Below are 17,104 nucleotides of genomic sequence, written 5' to 3'. Positions count from 1 at the left end.
AGGGAGCTAAACGATGCTGACGAAATTCAAGAAGACTTCCCTTGCGCTCGCGGCGACCATGGTGACCGGGCTGGCGCTGGCCGGCACCGTCTATGCCCAGCAGAAGACGATGGCGATCGGCACCGGCGGCACCGGCGGTGTGTATTTCCCGCTCGGCGGCGCGATCGCCAACGTGCTGTCAAAGGCCCTGCCGAACACCCAGGCCACCGCGGAAGTGACTGGCGGCTCGGTCGATAACCTCAAGCTGATCGCATCCGGCCAGAGCGAAATGGGCTTCAGCATGGCCGATGCCGCGCTCGACGCCTTCAACGGCCAGGACAAGTTCAAGGTCAAGGTGCCGCTGCAGACGTTGCTGGTGGTCTATCCGAACCGGATGCATGTGGTGACCGTGGACGGCACCGGCATCGAGAAAATGTCAGACCTCAAGGGCAAGCGCGTCTCGACGGGCTCGCCGGGCAGCGCCACCGAGGTGATGGCTTTCCGCGTGCTGGAAGCCGCCGGACTCGACAAGGACAAGGATATGAAGCGCGAGCGGCTCGGCGTCGCCGAATCCGTCAACGCCATCAAGGACCGCAAGATCGACGCCTTCATGTGGGTTGGCGGCGTGCCGACCGCGGCCGTCACCGATCTCGCCGCCACGCCGGGTACGAAGATGAAGCTGATCGACCACTCGGACCTCGCCGAGAAGATGAATGCCAAATACGGCAAGCTCTATTCGCCCTCCAACATCTCCAAGACGATCTATCCCGGCATGGACAAGGACAACGCCAACACCGAAGTCTGGAACATCATCGTCACCGGCGACAAGATGAGCAATGACGACGCCTACAACATCGTCAAGACGCTGGTCGAGAAGAAGGCCGACATTGTCGCCGTGCACAAGGAAGCCGAAAGCTTCTCGCTGAACAACCAGGTGCAGGAACGCTCCCCCGTGCCGTTCCACCCCGGCGCACTGAAGTACTTCAAGGAAAAGGGCATCGGCGGCTAAACGCTGGACCTGTTGGCGGCCACGATCCCGCGGGGCGTGGCCGTTTCCTTGCTCAGTGCGCCCTGAGGCCTGGGTCGCGTCGCGCTTGGCCCTTTTGTTACCGGTGCAAGGCTGCGACCCACACCACAACGGATTTCAAGATGCGGTCGAATGACCGCCGATAGCGCCAACTGGCGCTTGCCCACGGAGGATACCATGCCCGTTTTCACGTCCCGCCGCTCCCTGATCCTGGGCGGCGCTGCGGCGCTCGGCCTGCCACTGCTGCCGCGCCGTGCGCGCGCCGCCGACGCCTGGCCGACCAAGCCGGTGAAATTCATCGTGCCGTTCGCAGCCGGCGGCACCACCGACATTCTGGCGCGCGTCGTCGCCGCCAAGGTTTCAGAAGAATACGGCCAGCAGTTCATCGTCGAGAACAAGCCGGGCGCCGGCGGCAATATCGCCGCGGACTTCGTCGCCAAGGCCGATCCCGACGGCTACACCTTCCTGGTCGGTACGCCGGGCACGCATGCCATCAACAAATACGTTTTCAAGTCGATGGCCTACGATCCGATCAAGGACCTCGCTCCGGTGATCATCATCGCGCGGGTGCCGAACCTGTTCTCGGTGACCAATGCCCTGCCGGTGAAGAACGTCGCCGAATTCATCGCGCTGGCGAAATCCAAGCCCGGCGAATTCTTCTACGGCACGCCGGGGCTGGGCTCGACCGCACATGTCTCGACCGAGTTGTTCAAGTCGATGACCGGCGTCAATATTGTGCACGTGCCCTACAAGGGCAGCGCGCCGGCGCTGACCGACCTGATTGCCGGCCGCGTCCACCTGATGATCGACAATCTGCCGGCCGCGCAGCCGTTTGCGGAGTCGAATTCGATCCGCCCGATTGCGGTCTCGACCGCGACACGCTGGCCCTTGATGCCGGATATCCCCACGATCGCCGAAGCCGGCGTCCCCGGCTATGAGGCGGCCTCTTGGTTCACGATAGCTGCGCCCGCCAAGACCCCGATGGACATGATCAACAAGCTGAACGCCAGCGTCGAGAAGTTCATCAAGTCCGAAGACGGCACCGCGCGGTTGCGCAAGCTCGGCGCGGAGCCCGCCGGCGGTTCGCCGGAAGCGATGCAGGCCTACGTGATTGCGGAAACCGAAAAGTGGGGCAAGGTCGCGCAATTCGCAGGCATCAAGCCGGAGTAAGAAAAAGCCTGAAGAAATATCGACAGCCATGAAGGCCGCGATCCCTCGGGGATCGCGGCCTTTGTCGTGACCGGTATCTCGATAGGCCTCAGCGGAGATAAATACCGTTCTCCATCACTGGCGGCACGCAGGCTTTCTGAAGCGGCCTCAATGGCTTGACAATGGTGTTGCATTGCACTGACAACCCCCGCATCCGGACGACCATGGTCCCGACGTCACGTTCCTTGATGCAATCACCCCGCCGTTTCAGAAATTCATGGCCGCGTCAGCGCGGAGTTTGCCCATGAAGCAAAGGACTACCCGACGATGACTTCCCCGATTCGCTTCCCGACCCGCCGTTCCGTTATGCTGGGCGCCGCCGCTGCACTCGGCCTGCCGCTGCTGTCGCGCCGCGCCCGTGCCGCCGATGCCTGGCCGACCAAGCCCGTCCGCTTCGTCGTTCCGTTCGCGGCTGGCGGCACCACCGACATTCTCGCCCGCGTCGTCGCCCAGAAGCTCTCCGAGGAATACGGCCAGCAGTTCGTGGTCGAGAACAAGGGTGGCGCCGGCGGCAACATCGCCACCGATTTCGTCGCCAAGTCCGAGCCGGATGGCTACACCTTCGTCGTCGGCACGCCGGGCACCCATGTCATCAACAAGTTCGTGTTTAAGAACATGCCGTATGATCCGATCAAGGACATCGCGCCGGTGATCATCATCGCCAATGTGCCGAACCTGTTCTCGGTCACCAATTCGCTGCCGGTGAAAAGCGTTGCGGAATTCATCGCGCTCGCGAAATCCAAGCCGGGCGAACTCTTCTATGCAACGCCTGGCCTCGGCACCACGGCGCATGTGGCCACCGAATTGTTCAAGTCGATGACCGGCATCGACATCACCCACGTTCCCTACAAGGGCAGCAACCCGGCGCTGACCGACCTGATCGCCGGCCGCGTGCACCTGATGATCGATAACCTGCCGGCCGCGCAGCCGCATGCCGAAGCCAAGTCGATCCGCCCGCTGGCGGTCTCCACCGCAACGCGCTGGCCGCTGATGGCGGACCTGCCGACCGTGGCCGAAGCCGGCGTCCCCGGCTACGAGGCTTCATCGTGGTTCACGGTCGCCGCCCCCGCGAAGACCCCGAAGGACATCATCAACAAGCTCAACGCCAGCGTCGAGAAGTACATCAAGTCCGCGGAAGGCACCGAACGCCTGCGCAAGCTCGGCGCCGAGCCGACCGGCGGCTCGCCGGAAGCGATGCAGGCCTATGTGGCGGCGGAAACCGAGAAGTGGGGCAAGGTCGCGCAATTCGCCGGCATCAAGCCGGAGTAACGCAAGCGCTTCTATCCCTCCCCCGCGCTTGCGTGGGGAGGGATAGAATGCGCGCCGCGTAAGCCTCCTACTCGAACTTCATCTCCACGCACTTGCTGACATCAGACCCCAGGCCCGACGCGATGGTGATGCAGCCGCGCATTTTCTGGGCGGTGGTATCGCTCGCCCAGATCGCGTAGCCGCCGGTGCCGAAGAAGGAGTTGGTGTTCGGCGGCTCGGTCTCGGTGGCGTCGAATGTGTAGTTGCCGTCAGTTTCGAAGATGCGCGGTTTCTTCACACAGGCGCCGTCACTCTGCGTGCTGATGATCTCTTTGGCGTCGCGTGTCATCGACAGGCTGACCGAGCAGCGGAAATATTCCGAAGTCTTCGCATTGAACAGATAGGCGTAAGAGCGGCAGGTCGCGGTCGACAACTTGCCGGCCGAAAGGCCACGACCGCAGGAGATACGCTGGTTGTTGCTGAGCTTGAAATCATCGGCCGCCGCCGCGCTTGAAGCCAGCGCCAGCCAGCCGAGAATAACCACGCTCTTCACGATCTCGCGCATCGAATTGTCCCCATGTCGCCCCCCATCGGGCCATCCTGTCCGCCGTGAGGATAGACGGACCAGACCGTTCGGCAAACCGGCAACTTGCGACCGCAACTATCTTGTGACGCCATGACAACTTGACCACGCAACATCGTTCGTGATTTGTTCAAGGCAACTCACATTCGGAGACCGCAGCATGGCTAGAACGATCCCGATGCTTGGCGCCATCGTGCTATCGCACGTCGCGCTGTCCCTGCTGGCGGCGCCGGCTTTCGCCCAGGCCACGGTACAAGCCGCGACGCCGTGGGTGCTGAGCCCCGACATGGGCTACGGCTACGACGCCAGCGGCAAGACCGCGGCCTACAAGATGGGGACCAACAACGCCAAATTCCTGCTGAAGGGCGCCAAGAAGGTCCCGAAGAACACGCTGTTCTTCATCGGCGACAACGGCCAGCTCTATATGCGCAGCGGGCCGTATCTGGAAGACGACGGCAAGTTCAAGTTCGGGCCGGGCTAAGCGCGCCAGACTGCGGCATGACCACGATCACCTCTCCCGCCGCCGCGGCAGAGGTGTTACAGAGCGCGTCATCTTTTCCCGAAAGCTGAAAGCGCTCATGGCCCTTCCCGTCTCCCCCCTCGCCCCGACCGTCGTCCCGACCCTGCCCGCCATCGATGGCGTGCGCCTTGCTACGGCCGCGGCCGGCATCCGCTACAAGGGCCGGACCGACGTGTTGCTGGCGGTGTTGGACAAGGGCACCACGGCCGCCGGGGTGTTCACCACCTCGAAATGCCCGTCCGCGCCGGTGGAATGGTGCCGCGCCAAACTGAAGGGCGGCGCTGCGCGCGCGCTGGTGGTGAATTCCGGCAACGCCAACGCCTTCACCGGCAAGAACGGCAACGCGTCCACCAGACTGACCGGCGATATCGCGGCGAAGGCCGTCGGCTGCAAGAGAGACGATGTGTTTCTCGCCTCGACCGGCGTGATCGGCGAGCCGCTCGATGCCCGCAAGTTCGACGGCGTGCTGGCAACGCTGGCCGACGCCGCCACGCCGGATGGCTGGATGGACGCCGCGAAGGCGATCATGACCACCGACACCTTTCCCAAGGTCGCCACCGCCACGGTGAAACTCGGCAAGGCCAAGGTCACCATCAACGGCATCGCCAAGGGCTCGGGCATGATCGCGCCTGATATGGCGACCATGTTGGCGTTTGTCTTCACCGACGCGCCTATCTCGGCACCGGCGCTGCAGGCGCTGCTCAAGGCCGGCGTCACCGACAGTTTCAATGCCGTCACCGTCGATGGCGACACCTCGACCTCCGACACGCTGATGATGTTCGCCACCGGAGCGGCTGCCGCTCACGGCGCGCCGAAGATCACCAAGGCCAGCGACATCCGGCTGAAGGCATTCGTCAAGGCGCTGCAGGGACTGCTGGCGGACCTCGCCGAGCAGGTGGCGCGCGACGGCGAAGGCGCGCGCAAGCTGATCGAGATCATCGTTGAGGGCGCCACCACCGCGGCCTCGGCACGCAAAATCGCCATGTCGATCGCCAATTCGCCGCTGGTGAAGACCGCGGTGGCCGGCGAGGACGCCAATTGGGGCCGCGTCGTGATGGCCGTCGGCAAGGCAGGCCAGCCCGCCGACCGCGACAAGCTGTCGATCTCGTTCAACGGCATACGGGTCGCCAAATCCGGCGCGCGCGATCCCTCCTATGACGAGAAGGAAGTGTCGAAGGCGATGAAGAACCCGACGATCCAGATCAAGGTCGCGCTCGGCCTCGGCAAGGGCCGCGACCGCGTCCTGACCTGCGACCTCACCAAGGAATACATCGCGATCAACGGCGACTATCGGTCGTGAGGACGATTCAAGCGATGACGAAAATGCTTTCACTCATCACGATTAGTTTGCTGCTCGGCTCCCAATGCTCTGCGCAGTCAAATCAGCAATCAAATGCGCCTATCCAGCAATCTCATATCGAAGCTCATGTTCCTGCGGTCCAAGTTTTTCGCGCGATGCTCGAACGAGACCTACTGGAATATGCGCGGGCTTCGATCGATCCATCGACAACCTCAGTGGAATACAAGCTGTTGCGCGAGCAGCCAACGCAATCAGGAGTAGCCTATCCAAAATATTACGCATGGATTAGAGTGTTAGCTGGCTCCCAGGTCATCCGGGAAGGGGCAACTCGCATAGCGACAATCAACAGAACAAGCTTTGAGGTCACTGACTTTTTCTCTTCGCAACAAATTAAATTTTCCCCTGACAGAATTAGCTTGACCTTTCCTGCCCCTCTCGTCGCGGGAATTTTCGCGCTGGCAGCCAAATGAAACTCGTACTCGTCGTCGCCGTGGCCCTGGTCGATGCCGACGGCCGCGTGCTGATCGCGCAGCGGCCGGAAGGCAAGACGCTGGCCGGGCTGTGGGAGTTTCCCGGCGGCAAGCTGGAAGCGGGCGAGCGGCCGGAAGCGGCGCTGATCCGCGAGCTGCACGAGGAGATCGGCATCACCGTGCAGGAAGCCTGCCTGGCGCCGCTGACTTTCGCCAGCCACGCCTACGAGGATTTTCACCTCTTGATGCCGCTCTACATCTGCCGGCGCTGGGAAGGCCTTGCGATAGCGCGCGAGGGCCAGCAACTGGCCTGGGTACGCGCCAACAAATTGCGCGACTACCCGATGCCGGCCGCGGATATCCCGCTGATCCCGCATCTGATCGATCTGCTGTAAGGCAATTCGCTCGCGACACACTCCGTCATGCCCGGGCTTGTCCCGGGCATGACGCCCTCGCGAAGTATCGTGGATGGCCGGGACAAGCCCGGCCATGACGGGGAGAGTCGATTGCCCAACACTCTCTGGCGTTAAGTCTTCAATCCCCGCACCGCGTCCGCAAGGCTCGCTTTCGCGGAACCCGGCTTCAACGGCTGCTGCTGGCTGGCATGCGGGGCCCAGCCAGACAGCCAGATCACCTCGAACGTCGCACGAATCCGACCATCGGGATCGGCGAAGCGCTCGGCATAGATCTGCGCCATCCGCAGCAGTGTGGCGCGGCGGGTGGGTGTGCGACGGCGTTCGATCAGAATGTTGGTGGCGCCCATCTTTCGCAGATCCTGCATCAGCGCAAAGGCGCTGTCATAGCGCACGATGATGCGGTCGACATCGGTGACCGGCAGCGCGAAGCCGGCGCGTTGCAGCAGCGCGCCGACGTCGCGCAGGTCGGCGAACGGCGCCACACGCGGCGAGATGCCGCCGTCCAGCTCGGCTTCAGCGGCAGCAAAACTCTGCCGCAGCTCGGTCAGCGTATCACCACCGGGCATCGCCGCCAGCAACAGCCCGTCCGGCTTCAGCGCGCGGCGGATCTGCGCCATCACGCCGGGCAGATCGTTGACGAAATGCAGCGCCAGCGCCGAGACGACGAGATCGAGCGACGAAGGCTGGAGGCCGAGGCCATCGCGCTCGGCGTCCGGCACATCGACATACGTCAACGTGCCGACGCGGCCTGCGATCGCAGCAAGCAGGCCGTCGCCGGGCGTGGCGATGTCGGCGGCATGGGAAAACGTGCGCAGCACGGCGTGCAGGCGCTCGTCCATTTCCTCATTGATGCGATCGAGCAGGAAGGTGGCAGCGCCCTGCTTTGCCGCACGGTTTTGTCGCGCGCGCAGCAGCGCACGGTCGAACAGGATCGGGGCAGTGGGCGGGTTGGCGGCCATGCGGGTTGGTACGCCAATTTGGCGTAATCTAGCAATCGCAAGCTCAGACCCGTTTCCCGGACGCGGTACGGCATTCTTATGCCGCTCCGCAGAGCCGGATCCCAGTTTCTTCCGAACCAACCGGGCCCCCGGATCTGCGAAGCAGCACTTCGTGCTGCAACGCGTCCGGGGAACGAGACCGCTTGAGCGTCGCAAAGACCGGCGCTAGCTTTCTCCAATGAACGCCGAGCCCGCCTCCCGCTCCCTTGCCGCGCCGATTCGCGGCGCGCTGAAGCTCGGCCGGCGGGCATGGGACTATGCCGCCCGCGCCGCGCTCGATATCGCGCTGCCGACCCTGTGCGTGGCGTGCCGCGAGCCTGTCGCCGGCGAGGGCGTCTGCGCTGCGTGCTGGGCGAAACTGTCGTTCATCGCGCCGCCATTTTGCGCCCGGCTGGGGATCCCCTTCGTCTATGACCCAGGCCCTGGCATCCTGTCGATGCAAGCGATTGCCGATCCGCCGGCCTACCAGCGGGCGCGGGCCGCGGTGCGCTACGACGATGTCGCGCGCACGCTGGTGCACCAGTTGAAATACCACGACCGCACCGACCTGGCGCCGTCAATGGGACGCTGGATGGCCCGCGCCGGGCAAGAACTGCTCGACGGGGCCGACCTCTTGGTGCCGGTGCCGCTGCACTGGCGGCGCGGCTTTTCGCGCCGCTTCAACCAGTCCGGGGCGCTTGCGCGAGCGATCAGTCGAAACAGTAATGTCCCGGTATCGCGCGATGCGCTGCGCAGGGTCCGGCCGACCGAGCATCAAATCGGGCTGTCGCGCGCCGAACGCGCCGCCAATGTACAGGGCGCCTTCAAGGTCGCGCCCGAGCGCCGCGCCGAAATCCAGGGCCGCCGCGTTGTCCTGATCGACGACGTGCTGACCTCGGGCGCGACCGCGGACGCCTGCGCCCGGGCGCTGTTGCGGGCAAAGGCGGCGCAGGTAGATCTGCTGGTGTTCGCCCGGGTTGTGGACGCCCAGCGCTCCCCCATATAATCAGGGCTACTTGCCAACTGGAGCGCCCGAACATGGCCGCCGCGATCGAAATCTACACCCGTCCCGGCTGCGGCTATTGCAGCGCTGCGATCTCGCTGCTGCAGCGGAAAAAGGCCGCGTTCACGCATTTCGACACCGCCACGGACCCCACGCTGCGCCAGCAGATGTTCGATCGCACCGAACCCGGCGCGACTTTCCCGCAAATCTTCATCGACAGCGCCCATATCGGCGGCTGCGACGACCTCTACGCGCTCGACCGCGAAGGAAAGCTGGACGGCATGATCGCCGGTGAAAAGGCCACCTCATGAGCAGCCAGCCCGCGACTTTCACCGCCGCGATGGTGCAGATGCGCACCGGCCTCTTGCCGGGGCCAAACCTGGAACAGGGCAGCCATCTGATCCGCGAGGCAGCTCTCGCCGGTGCAGACTACGTGCAGACGCCCGAAGTCAGCAACATGATGCAGGAGAACCGCACCGCGCTGTTCGCGAACCTGCACACCGAAGAAGACGATGCGTCGCTGAAGGCCTACCGCGCGCTCGCCGCCGAGCTGAAGATCCATCTGCATATCGGATCACTGGCCGTGCTGGCGACGCCGGAGCGTGCCGCCAACCGCTCGTTCCTGATCGGACCCGACGGCCGCGTGCTCGCGAGCTACGACAAGATCCACATGTTCGACATCGACCTGCCAAACGGCGAGACCTATCGTGAGAGCGCGAGCTACCAGCCCGGCGAGAACGCGGTGATTGCCGACCTGCCATGGGGCCGGATCGGCCTGACGATCTGCTACGACCTGCGCTTCCCTGCGTTGTACCGCGCGCTGGCGGAGAGCGGAGCCACATTCCTGGCGGTTCCCTCGGCCTTCACCCAGAAGACCGGCGAAGCGCACTGGCACACGCTGCTGCGGGCGCGGGCGATCGAGAACGGCAGCTTCGTGTTCGCCGCGGCCCAGGGCGGCATCCACGAGAACAAGCGCGCCACCTTCGGCCATTCACTGATCATCGATCCCTGGGGCAAGGTGCTGGCCGAGGCCACCGGCAACGAGCCCGGCTTCATCCTCGCCGAGATCGATCCCGACAAGGTTACCGCCGCGCGCGCCTCGGTGCCGTCGCTGCAGCACGGCCGCCGTTTCAGCATCACCGATCCCAAGGCCGGGCCGGGCCATCTGCACCTCGTCCGCGAAGCGACATGATCCGCTACACGCTGCGCTGCGACCGCGGGCACGGCTTCGAGAGCTGGTTCCAGAGCTCGACGGCTTACGACTCGCAGGTCAAGCGCAAGCTGGTGAGCTGCCCCAACTGCGGGTCAATCAAGGTCGAAAAGGCGATCATGGCGCCGCAGATCGCCAAGAAAGGCCGCGTGGCCGCTGCCGAGCCGGAGGCTTCCGCCGCGGCGCCCGCTTCGACCGAAGTCAGCGCCGGCGCATCCACGCCGCTGATGATGGCGCAGGAGGCCGAGCTGCGCGCCAAGATCAAGGAATTGCGCGACCACGTCACCAGGAACGCCGACAATGTCGGCGAAAAATTCCCCGACGAAGCGCGGAAAATGCATTACGGCGATATCGAGCACCGCCCGATCTACGGCGAAGCCTCGCCGGACGAAGCCCGCTCGCTGATCGACGAAGGCATCGAAGTCAGCCCGCTGCCGATGCTGCCGGGCGACCGGAATTAGCATGAGCGCCGACACCGTATGGTCCTGGCAATTCTGGGCGCTGTTGTCGGCGGTATTCGCGGCGTTGACGGCGGTATTCGCGAAGATCGGTGTCTCCGATATTGACTCCGACCTCGCCACCTTTATCCGCACCATCGTGGTCCTGACCAGCCTGGCGGCGATCCTGCTGGCCACCGGGAAATTCAGCAACGCGGGACCGATCTCGACCAGGACATGGATTTTCCTGGTGCTATCCGGGCTTGGCACCGGCGCGTCATGGCTGTGCTATTTTCGCGCCCTGAAAATCGGACCCGCCTCGCTGGTCGCGCCGATCGACAAGCTCAGCGTGGTGTTCGTCGCGCTGTTCGCCGTGATGTTCCTGGGCGAGCGGCCGTCGTTGAACGGCTGGCTCGGCATCGCCCTGATCGCGGCGGGCGCCGTGCTGATCGCATTCAAGGCCTGATCACACCGCCACCAGCAGCGCGACGCCGACCACGATCAGGGCGATGCCTGACAGTTCACGCGCCGACAGCGGCTGCTTGAACGAGTAATAGGCGACGGCTTGCGCGAACAGCACCTCGACCAGCGCCAGCGTGCGGACATTGGCGGCAGCGGTGAGCGCAAAGGCCAGGAACCAGAACTGCGAGGCCGCCGCTCCCATGAAGCCGGCCAGCATCGACGGCTTCCACAGCCGCAAAATGCCGCTGAGCACCTCGGGCGCCCGGACCAGCAGGTAGATCGTCAGAATCAGCGTCTGCACGAACAGGCTCCACACCAGCGTGTAGGACGCCGCCGTCACGAACGACACGTCGGGCACCACAATGATCGCGCCGCGAAAGCCGATCGCCGACAGCGCGAAGGCGGCCGCCGCGACCAGACCCAGCACCGTCGGCCGCCAACTGGCGATGTCGCGCACAGCGCCGGGGCGCAGGGCTGTAATCACTACGCCCACCGTCGCGATCAGGATCGCGACCACTTTCAGGGCGGTAAGGTGATCGCCGAGAAACACGAAGCCGAAGATCGCGGTCTGGATCGCCTCGGTCTTCAGATAGGCCGTGGTGACCACGAAGGAGCGGTCGTTCATCGCCGCTAGCATCAACCCGGTGGCAAATATCTGGCTGAGCGCGCCTAGCAGCAGCCACGGCCAGAACGCCGTCGGCGGCCACGGGATCGCATCGCCGGTGGCGACGATCACCACCACAAAAAATACGATCGAAAACGGAAAGCCGAACAGGAAGCGGATATTGGTCGCGCCCCAGGTGCCGAGCGGCCCGGTCAGCGAGCGCTGCATCGCATTGCGCGCGACCTGCCCCATCGCGGCGATGATCGTGAAGGGAATCCAGAGCGCGGCAATGCTGAACATGAAATGCGATTCAAATAGAGGGACGGCGCGGCACCGTGGCGGCAGCCGCCGGCCGGGTCAACATCGCCCGCGGCATGGGCACATGCGGCGTCCCGCGTCGGCGTGCCGCGTTTCTGCGCGGCGTCTGCCCATGATTGCCGCTAGGATAACAGCCGCCATCGGCGCTAGGCTGCGGCGTTCCATCGGAGACCGTCCGGATGTTGCGATCCATGCCCGCTCTCGTTGCGCTGCTCGCGGCGCTGGTCACGCCGGCCGCCGCACAAACCGCCGGGCGCGGCAGCGAGTGTCTGGCGATGGCGAATGCACAGCCGCGCGCGATGCCCGTCAGCCTGCGGCGCACGGCGGCGAAGGCTGACGAAGTATCGATCACCTATGCCGGCCATTCGACCTATTACATCGACACGCCGGGCGGCATCACGATCGCCACCGACTACAACGGCGTCTACCGGCTCAACCGCATGCCCGACGTCGTCACCATGAACCGCGCGCACAGCACGCATTACACGCTGTTCCCCGATTCCGCGATCAGGCATGTGCTGCACGGCTGGGCAGACAACGGCAAGCCCGCACAGATCCACGAGCGCATCGGCGATGTGTTGATCCGCAATGTCACCACCGATATCCGGCGCTATTATTTCGACGATGCCAATGCGGAGATGATCAAGGACGGCAATTCGATCTTCATCTTCGAAGTCGCCGGCCTGTGCATCGGCCATCTCGGCCATCTGCACCACAAACTCGACGAGAGCCATTTCGCACAGATCGGCCGGCTCGATATCGTGATGGTGCCGATCGACGGCAGCTATACGATGTCGCTGGACGGCGTCTCCGAGATCACCAAGCGGCTGCGCGCCTCCGTCGTGCTGCCGATGCACCGCTTTGCCACGCCGCTCAGCGATTTCATGCAGAAGATCGGTCAGAATTTTGCGATCGACGTACGCAACGAACGCACGCTGAAAATGTCGCTGGGCGCGCTGCCGAGCGCGCCGACGGTGATCATTCTCGACGGGGTGTAAGCGCCGCCGGCCGCATCCCTTGCCGCGCGCGATGAATTGATCGATCTTCACTGACATTGCAGTATCAAAGTCTTAAAAGGTGCGGGCGCATTCTGTCCTTTTGGGCGAAAGCCGACAATGGATTTCCGCATGATGCGCCGACATTGCCTGGTCGTGACGGCCCTGTTGTTGTCCACCGCCGTCACACAAGCGCAAACCGCACCGGCCTTGCCGGATTACATGGCGCCGATCGCCGGCCGCACCAGCACATCCGCTGCCGATATCGCCACCGCCAATACGCTGGCGCTCAATACCGGCATGTTCGAGCTGTACGGCAATGCCGGAAAAATCTTCCAGAAGAACATTTTGAGCAAGCACCCGGTGGTTCTCGGCATGTTTTCCGGCGCCGGCGGCCGCTTCACGCTGTTCCGTCCGGACCAGCCGCCGCTCGAGGCCCCTTCGGTGCCGATCGTCTATCAGTTGCTGAAGTCGACCGGCCACTCCACCATGGCGCTGGCCGAAGTGGTCGGCCCCTATCTGGACAATCCCGCAGACACCTCGTGGAAGGCGCCGATGCAGGCCTATCGCGCCCGCATGCAGTCGGCGATCGAGACCCTCGACGCGACACCGATGCAGGCCGACTGGCGCCCCACCGTGCGCAGCATCCTCACGGCCAACCTCGCTTTCATGGATGACTGCATCACCAAAAACGTGGTGTCGTTCGCCTCATTGGAGGCGTTCAGCAAGAAGCAGGCGCCGGATCTCGCCAAGGTGGTGAGCTGGGCTGCGCAGACCCAGGTCGCGCATTGGATGGACGTGCTCAGCGGCTGGAAGACCATGCTCGGCGCCGACTGGGACAAGACCTACGCCGCCTCCAACACCATCTACGTGGCGCGGCAGAACAACGTGCTGTTCAGCGTGCTGGCGCAGTTCTTCCCGCCGGAGGCGATCAACGACCGCCTGCTGCTGATCGAGACGATCTCCTTCACCACCACCCAGACCGACATGCTGGAATCGCTGACCCGGATCATCGCCGACCGTTCGGTGGGGTCGTTGTTCTTCGGCAATTATCACCTGATGGATTACGAGCTGATGGGGGGCGACGCCCGCCTCGCCATCGCGGCCGAGACGGCGAAGCGCGGCATCAAGACCAACCTGCCCCCCGCAGTGCCGTTCGGCTCGCACCAGTGGCCGGCGCTGGTCACGCCCGGCCCGGGCCCGGCGAGCATCGCGGATCTGAAGTAGCGCCGCACTTCGAGCTTGCTACGGTCCCGGCTCTGCGGAACGGCATAAGAATGCCGCACCGCGTCGGGGACAAGAGTTTTCAATCGGCGCGAGGAAGAAAGAAGCCTTACGCCCCCTCCGCGACCACCATGTAATTGACGTCCATGTCGGACGACAGGCTCCAGCGGTCGGCGAGCGGGTTGTAGGTGACCCCGCTCTGTTCGGTGATGGCGAGCTTGTTGCGCGACAGGTGATGCGTCAGTTCTTCCGGGGTGACGAACTTGTCCCACTGATGCGTGCCGCGCGGCAGCCAGCGCAGCACGTATTCCGCCGCGACGATGCCCAGCGCAAAGCTCTTCCAGTTGCGGTTCAACGTGGAGACGACCATCAGCCCGCCGGGCTTCAGCATCACGGCGCAGCGGTCGAGGAAGGCGCCGACATCCACGACGTGCTCGACCACTTCCATCGCCAGCACGATATCGAAGCGCTCGTGCGGGTCCATTTCTTCCACCGTGGTGCAACGATAATCGATCGACAGCTGCGCCCGGTCGGCATGCAGCCTGGCCACTGCGATGTTGGTGGCGGACGGATCGATGCCGATCACCTGCGCGCCCAGCCGGGTGAAGGGCTCGCACAACAGCCCGGCGCCGCAGCCTATATCGAGGATGCGAAGGTCGCCGAGACAGTTCAGGCTTTTGACGTTGCGGTCGAACTTGCGGCAGGCGGAATCACGAATGTAGGTCAGGCGCAGCGGGTTGATCTTGTGCAAGGGCGCCATCTTGCCCTTGGGATCCCACCATTCCTCGGACAGCTTTGAAAACTTCGCGACTTCGGAGGCATCGACGGAGGAGGCCGAGGCGTCCTGAAGGGTGGTTGGCGAGGTCATGGTGACCGTTTCCTATCGGGCGGTAATGGCGTTTCTGAAATTCAGCGGCGCAGCGATGGTCTCGATCTTCTGCTTATCGTTGCCCATGTTTTCAATAACGACGTCGCCGTAGTTCAGGATGCGCCCCAAAATGCTTTGTTCGACGCCGACGCTGGCAACCTTGTCGACGCTGAGCTCGAAGGTCTTTCGGGTGATGAAACCCTCTTTGTAGATCACCCGAAGGTTGGTGACGTCGGTCTCGGTGGTCCAGCGGCGGAACCAGGCCGCCAGCGACCAGTAAAGCGCGGCCAGGGTCACCACGGCGGCGCTGGCCAGGTAAAGCAGGATCAGGTTTTCGGCCAAGGTGGTCCGCGACAGCACCAGCAGGGTGCAGGCAGCGATCCAGGCCAGGATGGCCTTCCAATAGATGATCCGATGCAGATTGCTGGAATACAGCACCTTTTCGCCCGGCTGCAGGATATCGTCGATATAGCGCCCCATGGCCGTCCTGAATGCCTGATTTCGGTACGTTCTGGCGGTTGCGGAACCCGGGATGGCTTGCCCCCGCCCGCGCCGCTCGGTATACGCGCCTTCTCGCTTGCGCGCGTACGTGCGCGGTATCTTTACCCACTGTCGCCAGGGAATGCACCACTCGTCATGGGCCGTCTCGTTATGAAATTCGGCGGTACGTCCGTCGCCAACATCGACCGCATCCGCAACGTCGCGCTTCACGTCAAACGCGAGGTCGATGCCGGCCACGATGTCGCCGTGGTGGTTTCCGCCATGTCCGGCAAAACCAACGAGCTGGTGGCCTGGGCCACCGACGCCTCGCCGCTGCACGATGCCCGTGAATACGACGCCATCGTCGCTTCCGGCGAGCAGGTGACCTCCGGCCTGCTGGCGATCGCGCTGCAGGCGGTCGGCATCCAGGCGCGCTCCTGGCAGGGCTGGCAGATTCCGATCAAGACCTCGGACGCCCACGCTTCGGCGCGGATCCTGGAGATCGACGGCACCGAGCTGATCTCGCGCTTCAAGGATTGCAAGGAAGTCGCCGTGATCGCCGGCTTCCAGGGCATGAATGCCGAGACCGGCCGCATCACCACGCTCGGCCGCGGCGGTTCCGACACCTCGGCCGTGGCGATCGCGGTGGCGATCAAGGCCGACCGTTGCGACATCTACACCGACGTCGACGGCGTCTACACCACCGACCCGCGCGTCGTGCCGAAGGCACAGCGCCTCAACAAGGTGGCGTTCGAGGAAATGCTGGAACTGGCCTCGCAGGGCGCCAAGGTGCTGCAGGTCCGCTCCGTCGAGGTCGGCATGGTGCACAACATGCCGATTTTCGTCCGTTCAAGTTTCGACAAACCCGAAGACATCGACCCGCACGGCACGCCGCCGGGCACGCTGATCTGCAGCGAGGAGCAAATTATGGAAAGCCACGTCGTCACAGGCATCGCGTTCTCAAAGGACGAGGCCCAGATTTCGGTCCGCCAGATCGAGGACAAGCCGGGGGTCGCCGCCTCGATCTTCGTGCCGCTGGCCGAAGCCAACATCAACGTCGACATGATCGTGCAGAACGTCTCCGAAGACGGCAAGACCACCGACCTGACCTTCACGGTGCCGGCCTCCGACTTTGCCCGCGCCAAGGAAACCATCACCTCGGCCAAGGCGACGATCGGCTACGCCCGTCTCGACAGCGCCACCGACGTGGCCAAGGTGTCGGTGATCGGCTCCGGCATGCGCAGCCACGCCGGCGTTGCCGCGGAGGCCTTTGCGGCCCTCTCCGAACGCAAGATCAACATCCGCGCGATCACCACGTCCGAGATCAAGTTCTCGGTGCTGATCGACGCCGCCTACACCGAACTCGCGGTGCGCACGCTGCACACGCTGTACGGGCTGGACAAGGCGTAATCGCCTGATCCGATGGGCGTGTGCAGGGATCAGCCCTGCCGCGTCTTGAGCGATGAAGCGCCGTCATGCCCAGAAAGCGCGACGGCGCCTCGAAAAGCCCACCGGCCGGCCGTGGATCGCCCCCGCGGACGCGCGGGAGCACACTGAAATCATCGTCACCAGCCGAATGGTGCAGCCCGTGAGGCCGCCACCGGGTGCTTGGCGCTCGCGAGCTCTAGACGCCATCCAAACGATGGCAGGCGTTTTGCTTGGCAAAACAGGCTTCAATTCGCTATACGGCCTGCAATGAGCGACCATTGCGGTCGCTGGCGCCGTCTCGGACAACCTGATTCGGTCAGGCGTTCACGCCAGTTGCGGTGTGGGC

20 protein-coding genes are annotated in these 17,104 nt (G+C 64.1%); 15 read left to right on the top strand and 5 right to left on the bottom strand.

All coding sequences use genetic code 11. The features are described 5' to 3' along the window. Positions 1 to 13: 13 nt before the first annotated feature. The 3 genes from JWQ24_RS07400 (at position 14) to JWQ24_RS07390 (ending at position 3,484) form a co-directional block, all read left to right on the top strand. Positions 14 to 988, top strand: a complete 975-nt coding sequence (locus JWQ24_RS07400) for a TAXI family TRAP transporter solute-binding subunit (protein ID WP_299806178.1) — start codon at positions 14 to 16, stop codon at positions 986 to 988. A 195-nt stretch (positions 989 to 1,183) separates the two neighbouring features. After that, positions 1,184 to 2,176, top strand: a complete 993-nt coding sequence (locus JWQ24_RS07395) for a tripartite tricarboxylate transporter substrate binding protein (protein ID WP_299806176.1) — start codon at positions 1,184 to 1,186, stop codon at positions 2,174 to 2,176. A gap of 306 nt (positions 2,177 to 2,482) precedes the next feature. Next, positions 2,483 to 3,484: a tripartite tricarboxylate transporter substrate binding protein gene (locus tag JWQ24_RS07390; protein ID WP_299806174.1), complete on the top strand. Its 1,002-nt coding sequence runs from the start codon at positions 2,483 to 2,485 to the stop codon at positions 3,482 to 3,484. 67 nt (positions 3,485 to 3,551) lie between these two features. On the opposite strand, the gene JWQ24_RS07385 is transcribed toward JWQ24_RS07390, so the two are convergent. Then, on the bottom strand, positions 3,552 to 4,028 hold the full coding sequence (locus JWQ24_RS07385; protein WP_299806172.1) for a hypothetical protein: 477 nt from the start codon (positions 4,026 to 4,028) through the stop codon (positions 3,552 to 3,554). A gap of 196 nt (positions 4,029 to 4,224) precedes the next feature. Between JWQ24_RS07385 and JWQ24_RS07380 the strand changes: the two genes are divergently transcribed. The 4 genes from JWQ24_RS07380 to mutT all read left to right on the top strand — a co-directional run bounded on the left by JWQ24_RS07380 (position 4,225) and on the right by mutT (position 6,731). Then, a complete protein-coding gene (locus JWQ24_RS07380; protein ID WP_299806307.1) occupies positions 4,225 to 4,527 on the top strand; it encodes a hypothetical protein in 303 nt (100 codons plus the stop codon). 97 nt (positions 4,528 to 4,624) lie between these two features. Next, entirely contained in the window at positions 4,625 to 5,866 is a 1,242-nt protein-coding gene (gene argJ / locus JWQ24_RS07375) for a bifunctional glutamate N-acetyltransferase/amino-acid acetyltransferase ArgJ (RefSeq protein WP_299806170.1), read from the top strand. A 14-nt stretch (positions 5,867 to 5,880) separates the two neighbouring features. Then, positions 5,881 to 6,336, top strand: a complete 456-nt coding sequence (locus tag JWQ24_RS07370; protein WP_299806168.1) for a hypothetical protein — start codon at positions 5,881 to 5,883, stop codon at positions 6,334 to 6,336. Continuing rightward, positions 6,333 to 6,731 carry an 8-oxo-dGTP diphosphatase MutT gene (gene mutT, locus JWQ24_RS07365; protein ID WP_299806166.1) on the top strand — a complete coding sequence of 133 codons (399 nt, stop codon included), beginning with the start codon at positions 6,333 to 6,335 and terminating at the stop codon, positions 6,729 to 6,731. The genes JWQ24_RS07370 and mutT overlap by 4 nt, the downstream gene beginning before the upstream one ends. A 131-nt stretch (positions 6,732 to 6,862) precedes the next feature. Here mutT and JWQ24_RS07360 read toward each other — a convergent pair whose 3' ends face one another. Continuing rightward, positions 6,863 to 7,711: a methyltransferase domain-containing protein gene (locus tag JWQ24_RS07360; RefSeq protein WP_299806164.1), complete on the bottom strand. Its 849-nt coding sequence runs from the start codon at positions 7,709 to 7,711 to the stop codon at positions 6,863 to 6,865. 217 nt (positions 7,712 to 7,928) lie between these two features. On the opposite strand from JWQ24_RS07360, the gene JWQ24_RS07355 reads away from it, so the two are divergent. Genes JWQ24_RS07355 through JWQ24_RS07335 form a run of 5 tightly spaced genes read left to right on the top strand, consistent with a single transcriptional unit; the run spans position 7,929 to position 10,845 of the window. Continuing rightward, positions 7,929 to 8,735: a ComF family protein gene (locus JWQ24_RS07355; protein WP_299806162.1), complete on the top strand. Its 807-nt coding sequence runs from the start codon at positions 7,929 to 7,931 to the stop codon at positions 8,733 to 8,735. Between the two features lie 32 nt (positions 8,736 to 8,767). Continuing rightward, on the top strand, positions 8,768 to 9,043 hold the full coding sequence (grxC, locus tag JWQ24_RS07350; RefSeq protein WP_299806159.1) for a glutaredoxin 3: 276 nt from the start codon (positions 8,768 to 8,770) through the stop codon (positions 9,041 to 9,043). Next, a complete protein-coding gene (locus JWQ24_RS07345) occupies positions 9,040 to 9,924 on the top strand; it encodes a carbon-nitrogen hydrolase family protein (RefSeq protein ID WP_299806157.1) in 885 nt (294 codons plus the stop codon). The genes grxC and JWQ24_RS07345 overlap by 4 nt, the downstream gene beginning before the upstream one ends. Then, on the top strand, positions 9,921 to 10,403 hold the full coding sequence (locus JWQ24_RS07340) for a DUF1178 family protein (RefSeq protein ID WP_299806155.1): 483 nt from the start codon (positions 9,921 to 9,923) through the stop codon (positions 10,401 to 10,403). The genes JWQ24_RS07345 and JWQ24_RS07340 overlap by 4 nt, the downstream gene beginning before the upstream one ends. Position 10,404: 1 nt before the next feature. Beyond that, a complete protein-coding gene (locus JWQ24_RS07335) occupies positions 10,405 to 10,845 on the top strand; it encodes an EamA family transporter (protein ID WP_299806152.1) in 441 nt (146 codons plus the stop codon). Here JWQ24_RS07335 and JWQ24_RS07330 read toward each other — a convergent pair whose 3' ends face one another. Beyond that, positions 10,846 to 11,745, bottom strand: coding sequence for an EamA family transporter (locus JWQ24_RS07330; RefSeq protein WP_299806150.1), 900 nt, complete (start codon positions 11,743 to 11,745; stop codon positions 10,846 to 10,848). 197 nt (positions 11,746 to 11,942) lie between these two features. On the opposite strand from JWQ24_RS07330, the gene JWQ24_RS07325 reads away from it, so the two are divergent. After that, positions 11,943 to 12,761, top strand: a complete 819-nt coding sequence (locus tag JWQ24_RS07325; protein ID WP_299806148.1) for an MBL fold metallo-hydrolase — start codon at positions 11,943 to 11,945, stop codon at positions 12,759 to 12,761. 129 nt (positions 12,762 to 12,890) lie between these two features. After that, entirely contained in the window at positions 12,891 to 13,985 is a 1,095-nt protein-coding gene (locus JWQ24_RS07320; RefSeq protein WP_299806146.1) for a hypothetical protein, read from the top strand. Positions 13,986 to 14,091: 106 nt separating this feature from the next. Here JWQ24_RS07320 and ubiG read toward each other — a convergent pair whose 3' ends face one another. After that, a complete protein-coding gene (gene ubiG, locus JWQ24_RS07315) occupies positions 14,092 to 14,850 on the bottom strand; it encodes a bifunctional 2-polyprenyl-6-hydroxyphenol methylase/3-demethylubiquinol 3-O-methyltransferase UbiG (protein ID WP_299806144.1) in 759 nt (252 codons plus the stop codon). Between the two features lie 12 nt (positions 14,851 to 14,862). Then, positions 14,863 to 15,330, bottom strand: a complete 468-nt coding sequence (locus JWQ24_RS07310) for a PH domain-containing protein (RefSeq protein WP_299806142.1) — start codon at positions 15,328 to 15,330, stop codon at positions 14,863 to 14,865. Between the two features lie 156 nt (positions 15,331 to 15,486). On the opposite strand from JWQ24_RS07310, the gene JWQ24_RS07305 reads away from it, so the two are divergent. Beyond that, positions 15,487 to 16,740, top strand: a complete 1,254-nt coding sequence (locus tag JWQ24_RS07305; protein ID WP_299806140.1) for an aspartate kinase — start codon at positions 15,487 to 15,489, stop codon at positions 16,738 to 16,740. Positions 16,741 to 17,104: the final 364 nt, after the last annotated feature.

It is taken from the genome of Tardiphaga sp., assembly GCF_028290495.1.
GTDB lineage: Bacteria > Pseudomonadota > Alphaproteobacteria > Rhizobiales > Xanthobacteraceae > Tardiphaga.
This window is presented reverse-complemented; position numbering and strand designations above follow the sequence as displayed.

Bases quoted from the DNA above. Each gene is read 5' to 3' on its own strand.
- JWQ24_RS07335 (WP_299806152.1), top strand. From the start codon at position 10,405: ATGAGCGCCGACACCGTATGGTCCTGGCAATTCTGGGCGCTGTTGTCG.
- JWQ24_RS07370 (WP_299806168.1), top strand. From the start codon at position 5,881: ATGACGAAAATGCTTTCACTCATCACGATTAGTTTGCTGCTCGGCTCC.
- JWQ24_RS07305 (WP_299806140.1), top strand. From the start codon at position 15,487: ATGGGCCGTCTCGTTATGAAATTCGGCGGTACGTCCGTCGCCAACATC.
- JWQ24_RS07400 (WP_299806178.1), top strand. From the start codon at position 14: ATGCTGACGAAATTCAAGAAGACTTCCCTTGCGCTCGCGGCGACCATG.
- JWQ24_RS07395 (WP_299806176.1), top strand. From the start codon at position 1,184: ATGCCCGTTTTCACGTCCCGCCGCTCCCTGATCCTGGGCGGCGCTGCG.
- grxC (WP_299806159.1), top strand. From the start codon at position 8,768: ATGGCCGCCGCGATCGAAATCTACACCCGTCCCGGCTGCGGCTATTGC.
- ubiG (WP_299806144.1), bottom strand. From the start codon at position 14,850: ATGACCTCGCCAACCACCCTTCAGGACGCCTCGGCCTCCTCCGTCGAT.
- JWQ24_RS07360 (WP_299806164.1), bottom strand. From the start codon at position 7,711: ATGGCCGCCAACCCGCCCACTGCCCCGATCCTGTTCGACCGTGCGCTG.
- JWQ24_RS07325 (WP_299806148.1), top strand. From the start codon at position 11,943: ATGTTGCGATCCATGCCCGCTCTCGTTGCGCTGCTCGCGGCGCTGGTC.
- JWQ24_RS07320 (WP_299806146.1), top strand. From the start codon at position 12,891: ATGATGCGCCGACATTGCCTGGTCGTGACGGCCCTGTTGTTGTCCACC.
- JWQ24_RS07390 (WP_299806174.1), top strand. From the start codon at position 2,483: ATGACTTCCCCGATTCGCTTCCCGACCCGCCGTTCCGTTATGCTGGGC.
- JWQ24_RS07340 (WP_299806155.1), top strand. From the start codon at position 9,921: ATGATCCGCTACACGCTGCGCTGCGACCGCGGGCACGGCTTCGAGAGC.
- JWQ24_RS07330 (WP_299806150.1), bottom strand. From the start codon at position 11,745: ATGTTCAGCATTGCCGCGCTCTGGATTCCCTTCACGATCATCGCCGCG.
- mutT (WP_299806166.1), top strand. From the start codon at position 6,333: ATGAAACTCGTACTCGTCGTCGCCGTGGCCCTGGTCGATGCCGACGGC.
- argJ (WP_299806170.1), top strand. From the start codon at position 4,625: ATGGCCCTTCCCGTCTCCCCCCTCGCCCCGACCGTCGTCCCGACCCTG.
- JWQ24_RS07385 (WP_299806172.1), bottom strand. From the start codon at position 4,028: ATGCGCGAGATCGTGAAGAGCGTGGTTATTCTCGGCTGGCTGGCGCTG.
- JWQ24_RS07310 (WP_299806142.1), bottom strand. From the start codon at position 15,330: ATGGGGCGCTATATCGACGATATCCTGCAGCCGGGCGAAAAGGTGCTG.
- JWQ24_RS07380 (WP_299806307.1), top strand. From the start codon at position 4,225: ATGCTTGGCGCCATCGTGCTATCGCACGTCGCGCTGTCCCTGCTGGCG.
- JWQ24_RS07355 (WP_299806162.1), top strand. From the start codon at position 7,929: ATGAACGCCGAGCCCGCCTCCCGCTCCCTTGCCGCGCCGATTCGCGGC.
- JWQ24_RS07345 (WP_299806157.1), top strand. From the start codon at position 9,040: ATGAGCAGCCAGCCCGCGACTTTCACCGCCGCGATGGTGCAGATGCGC.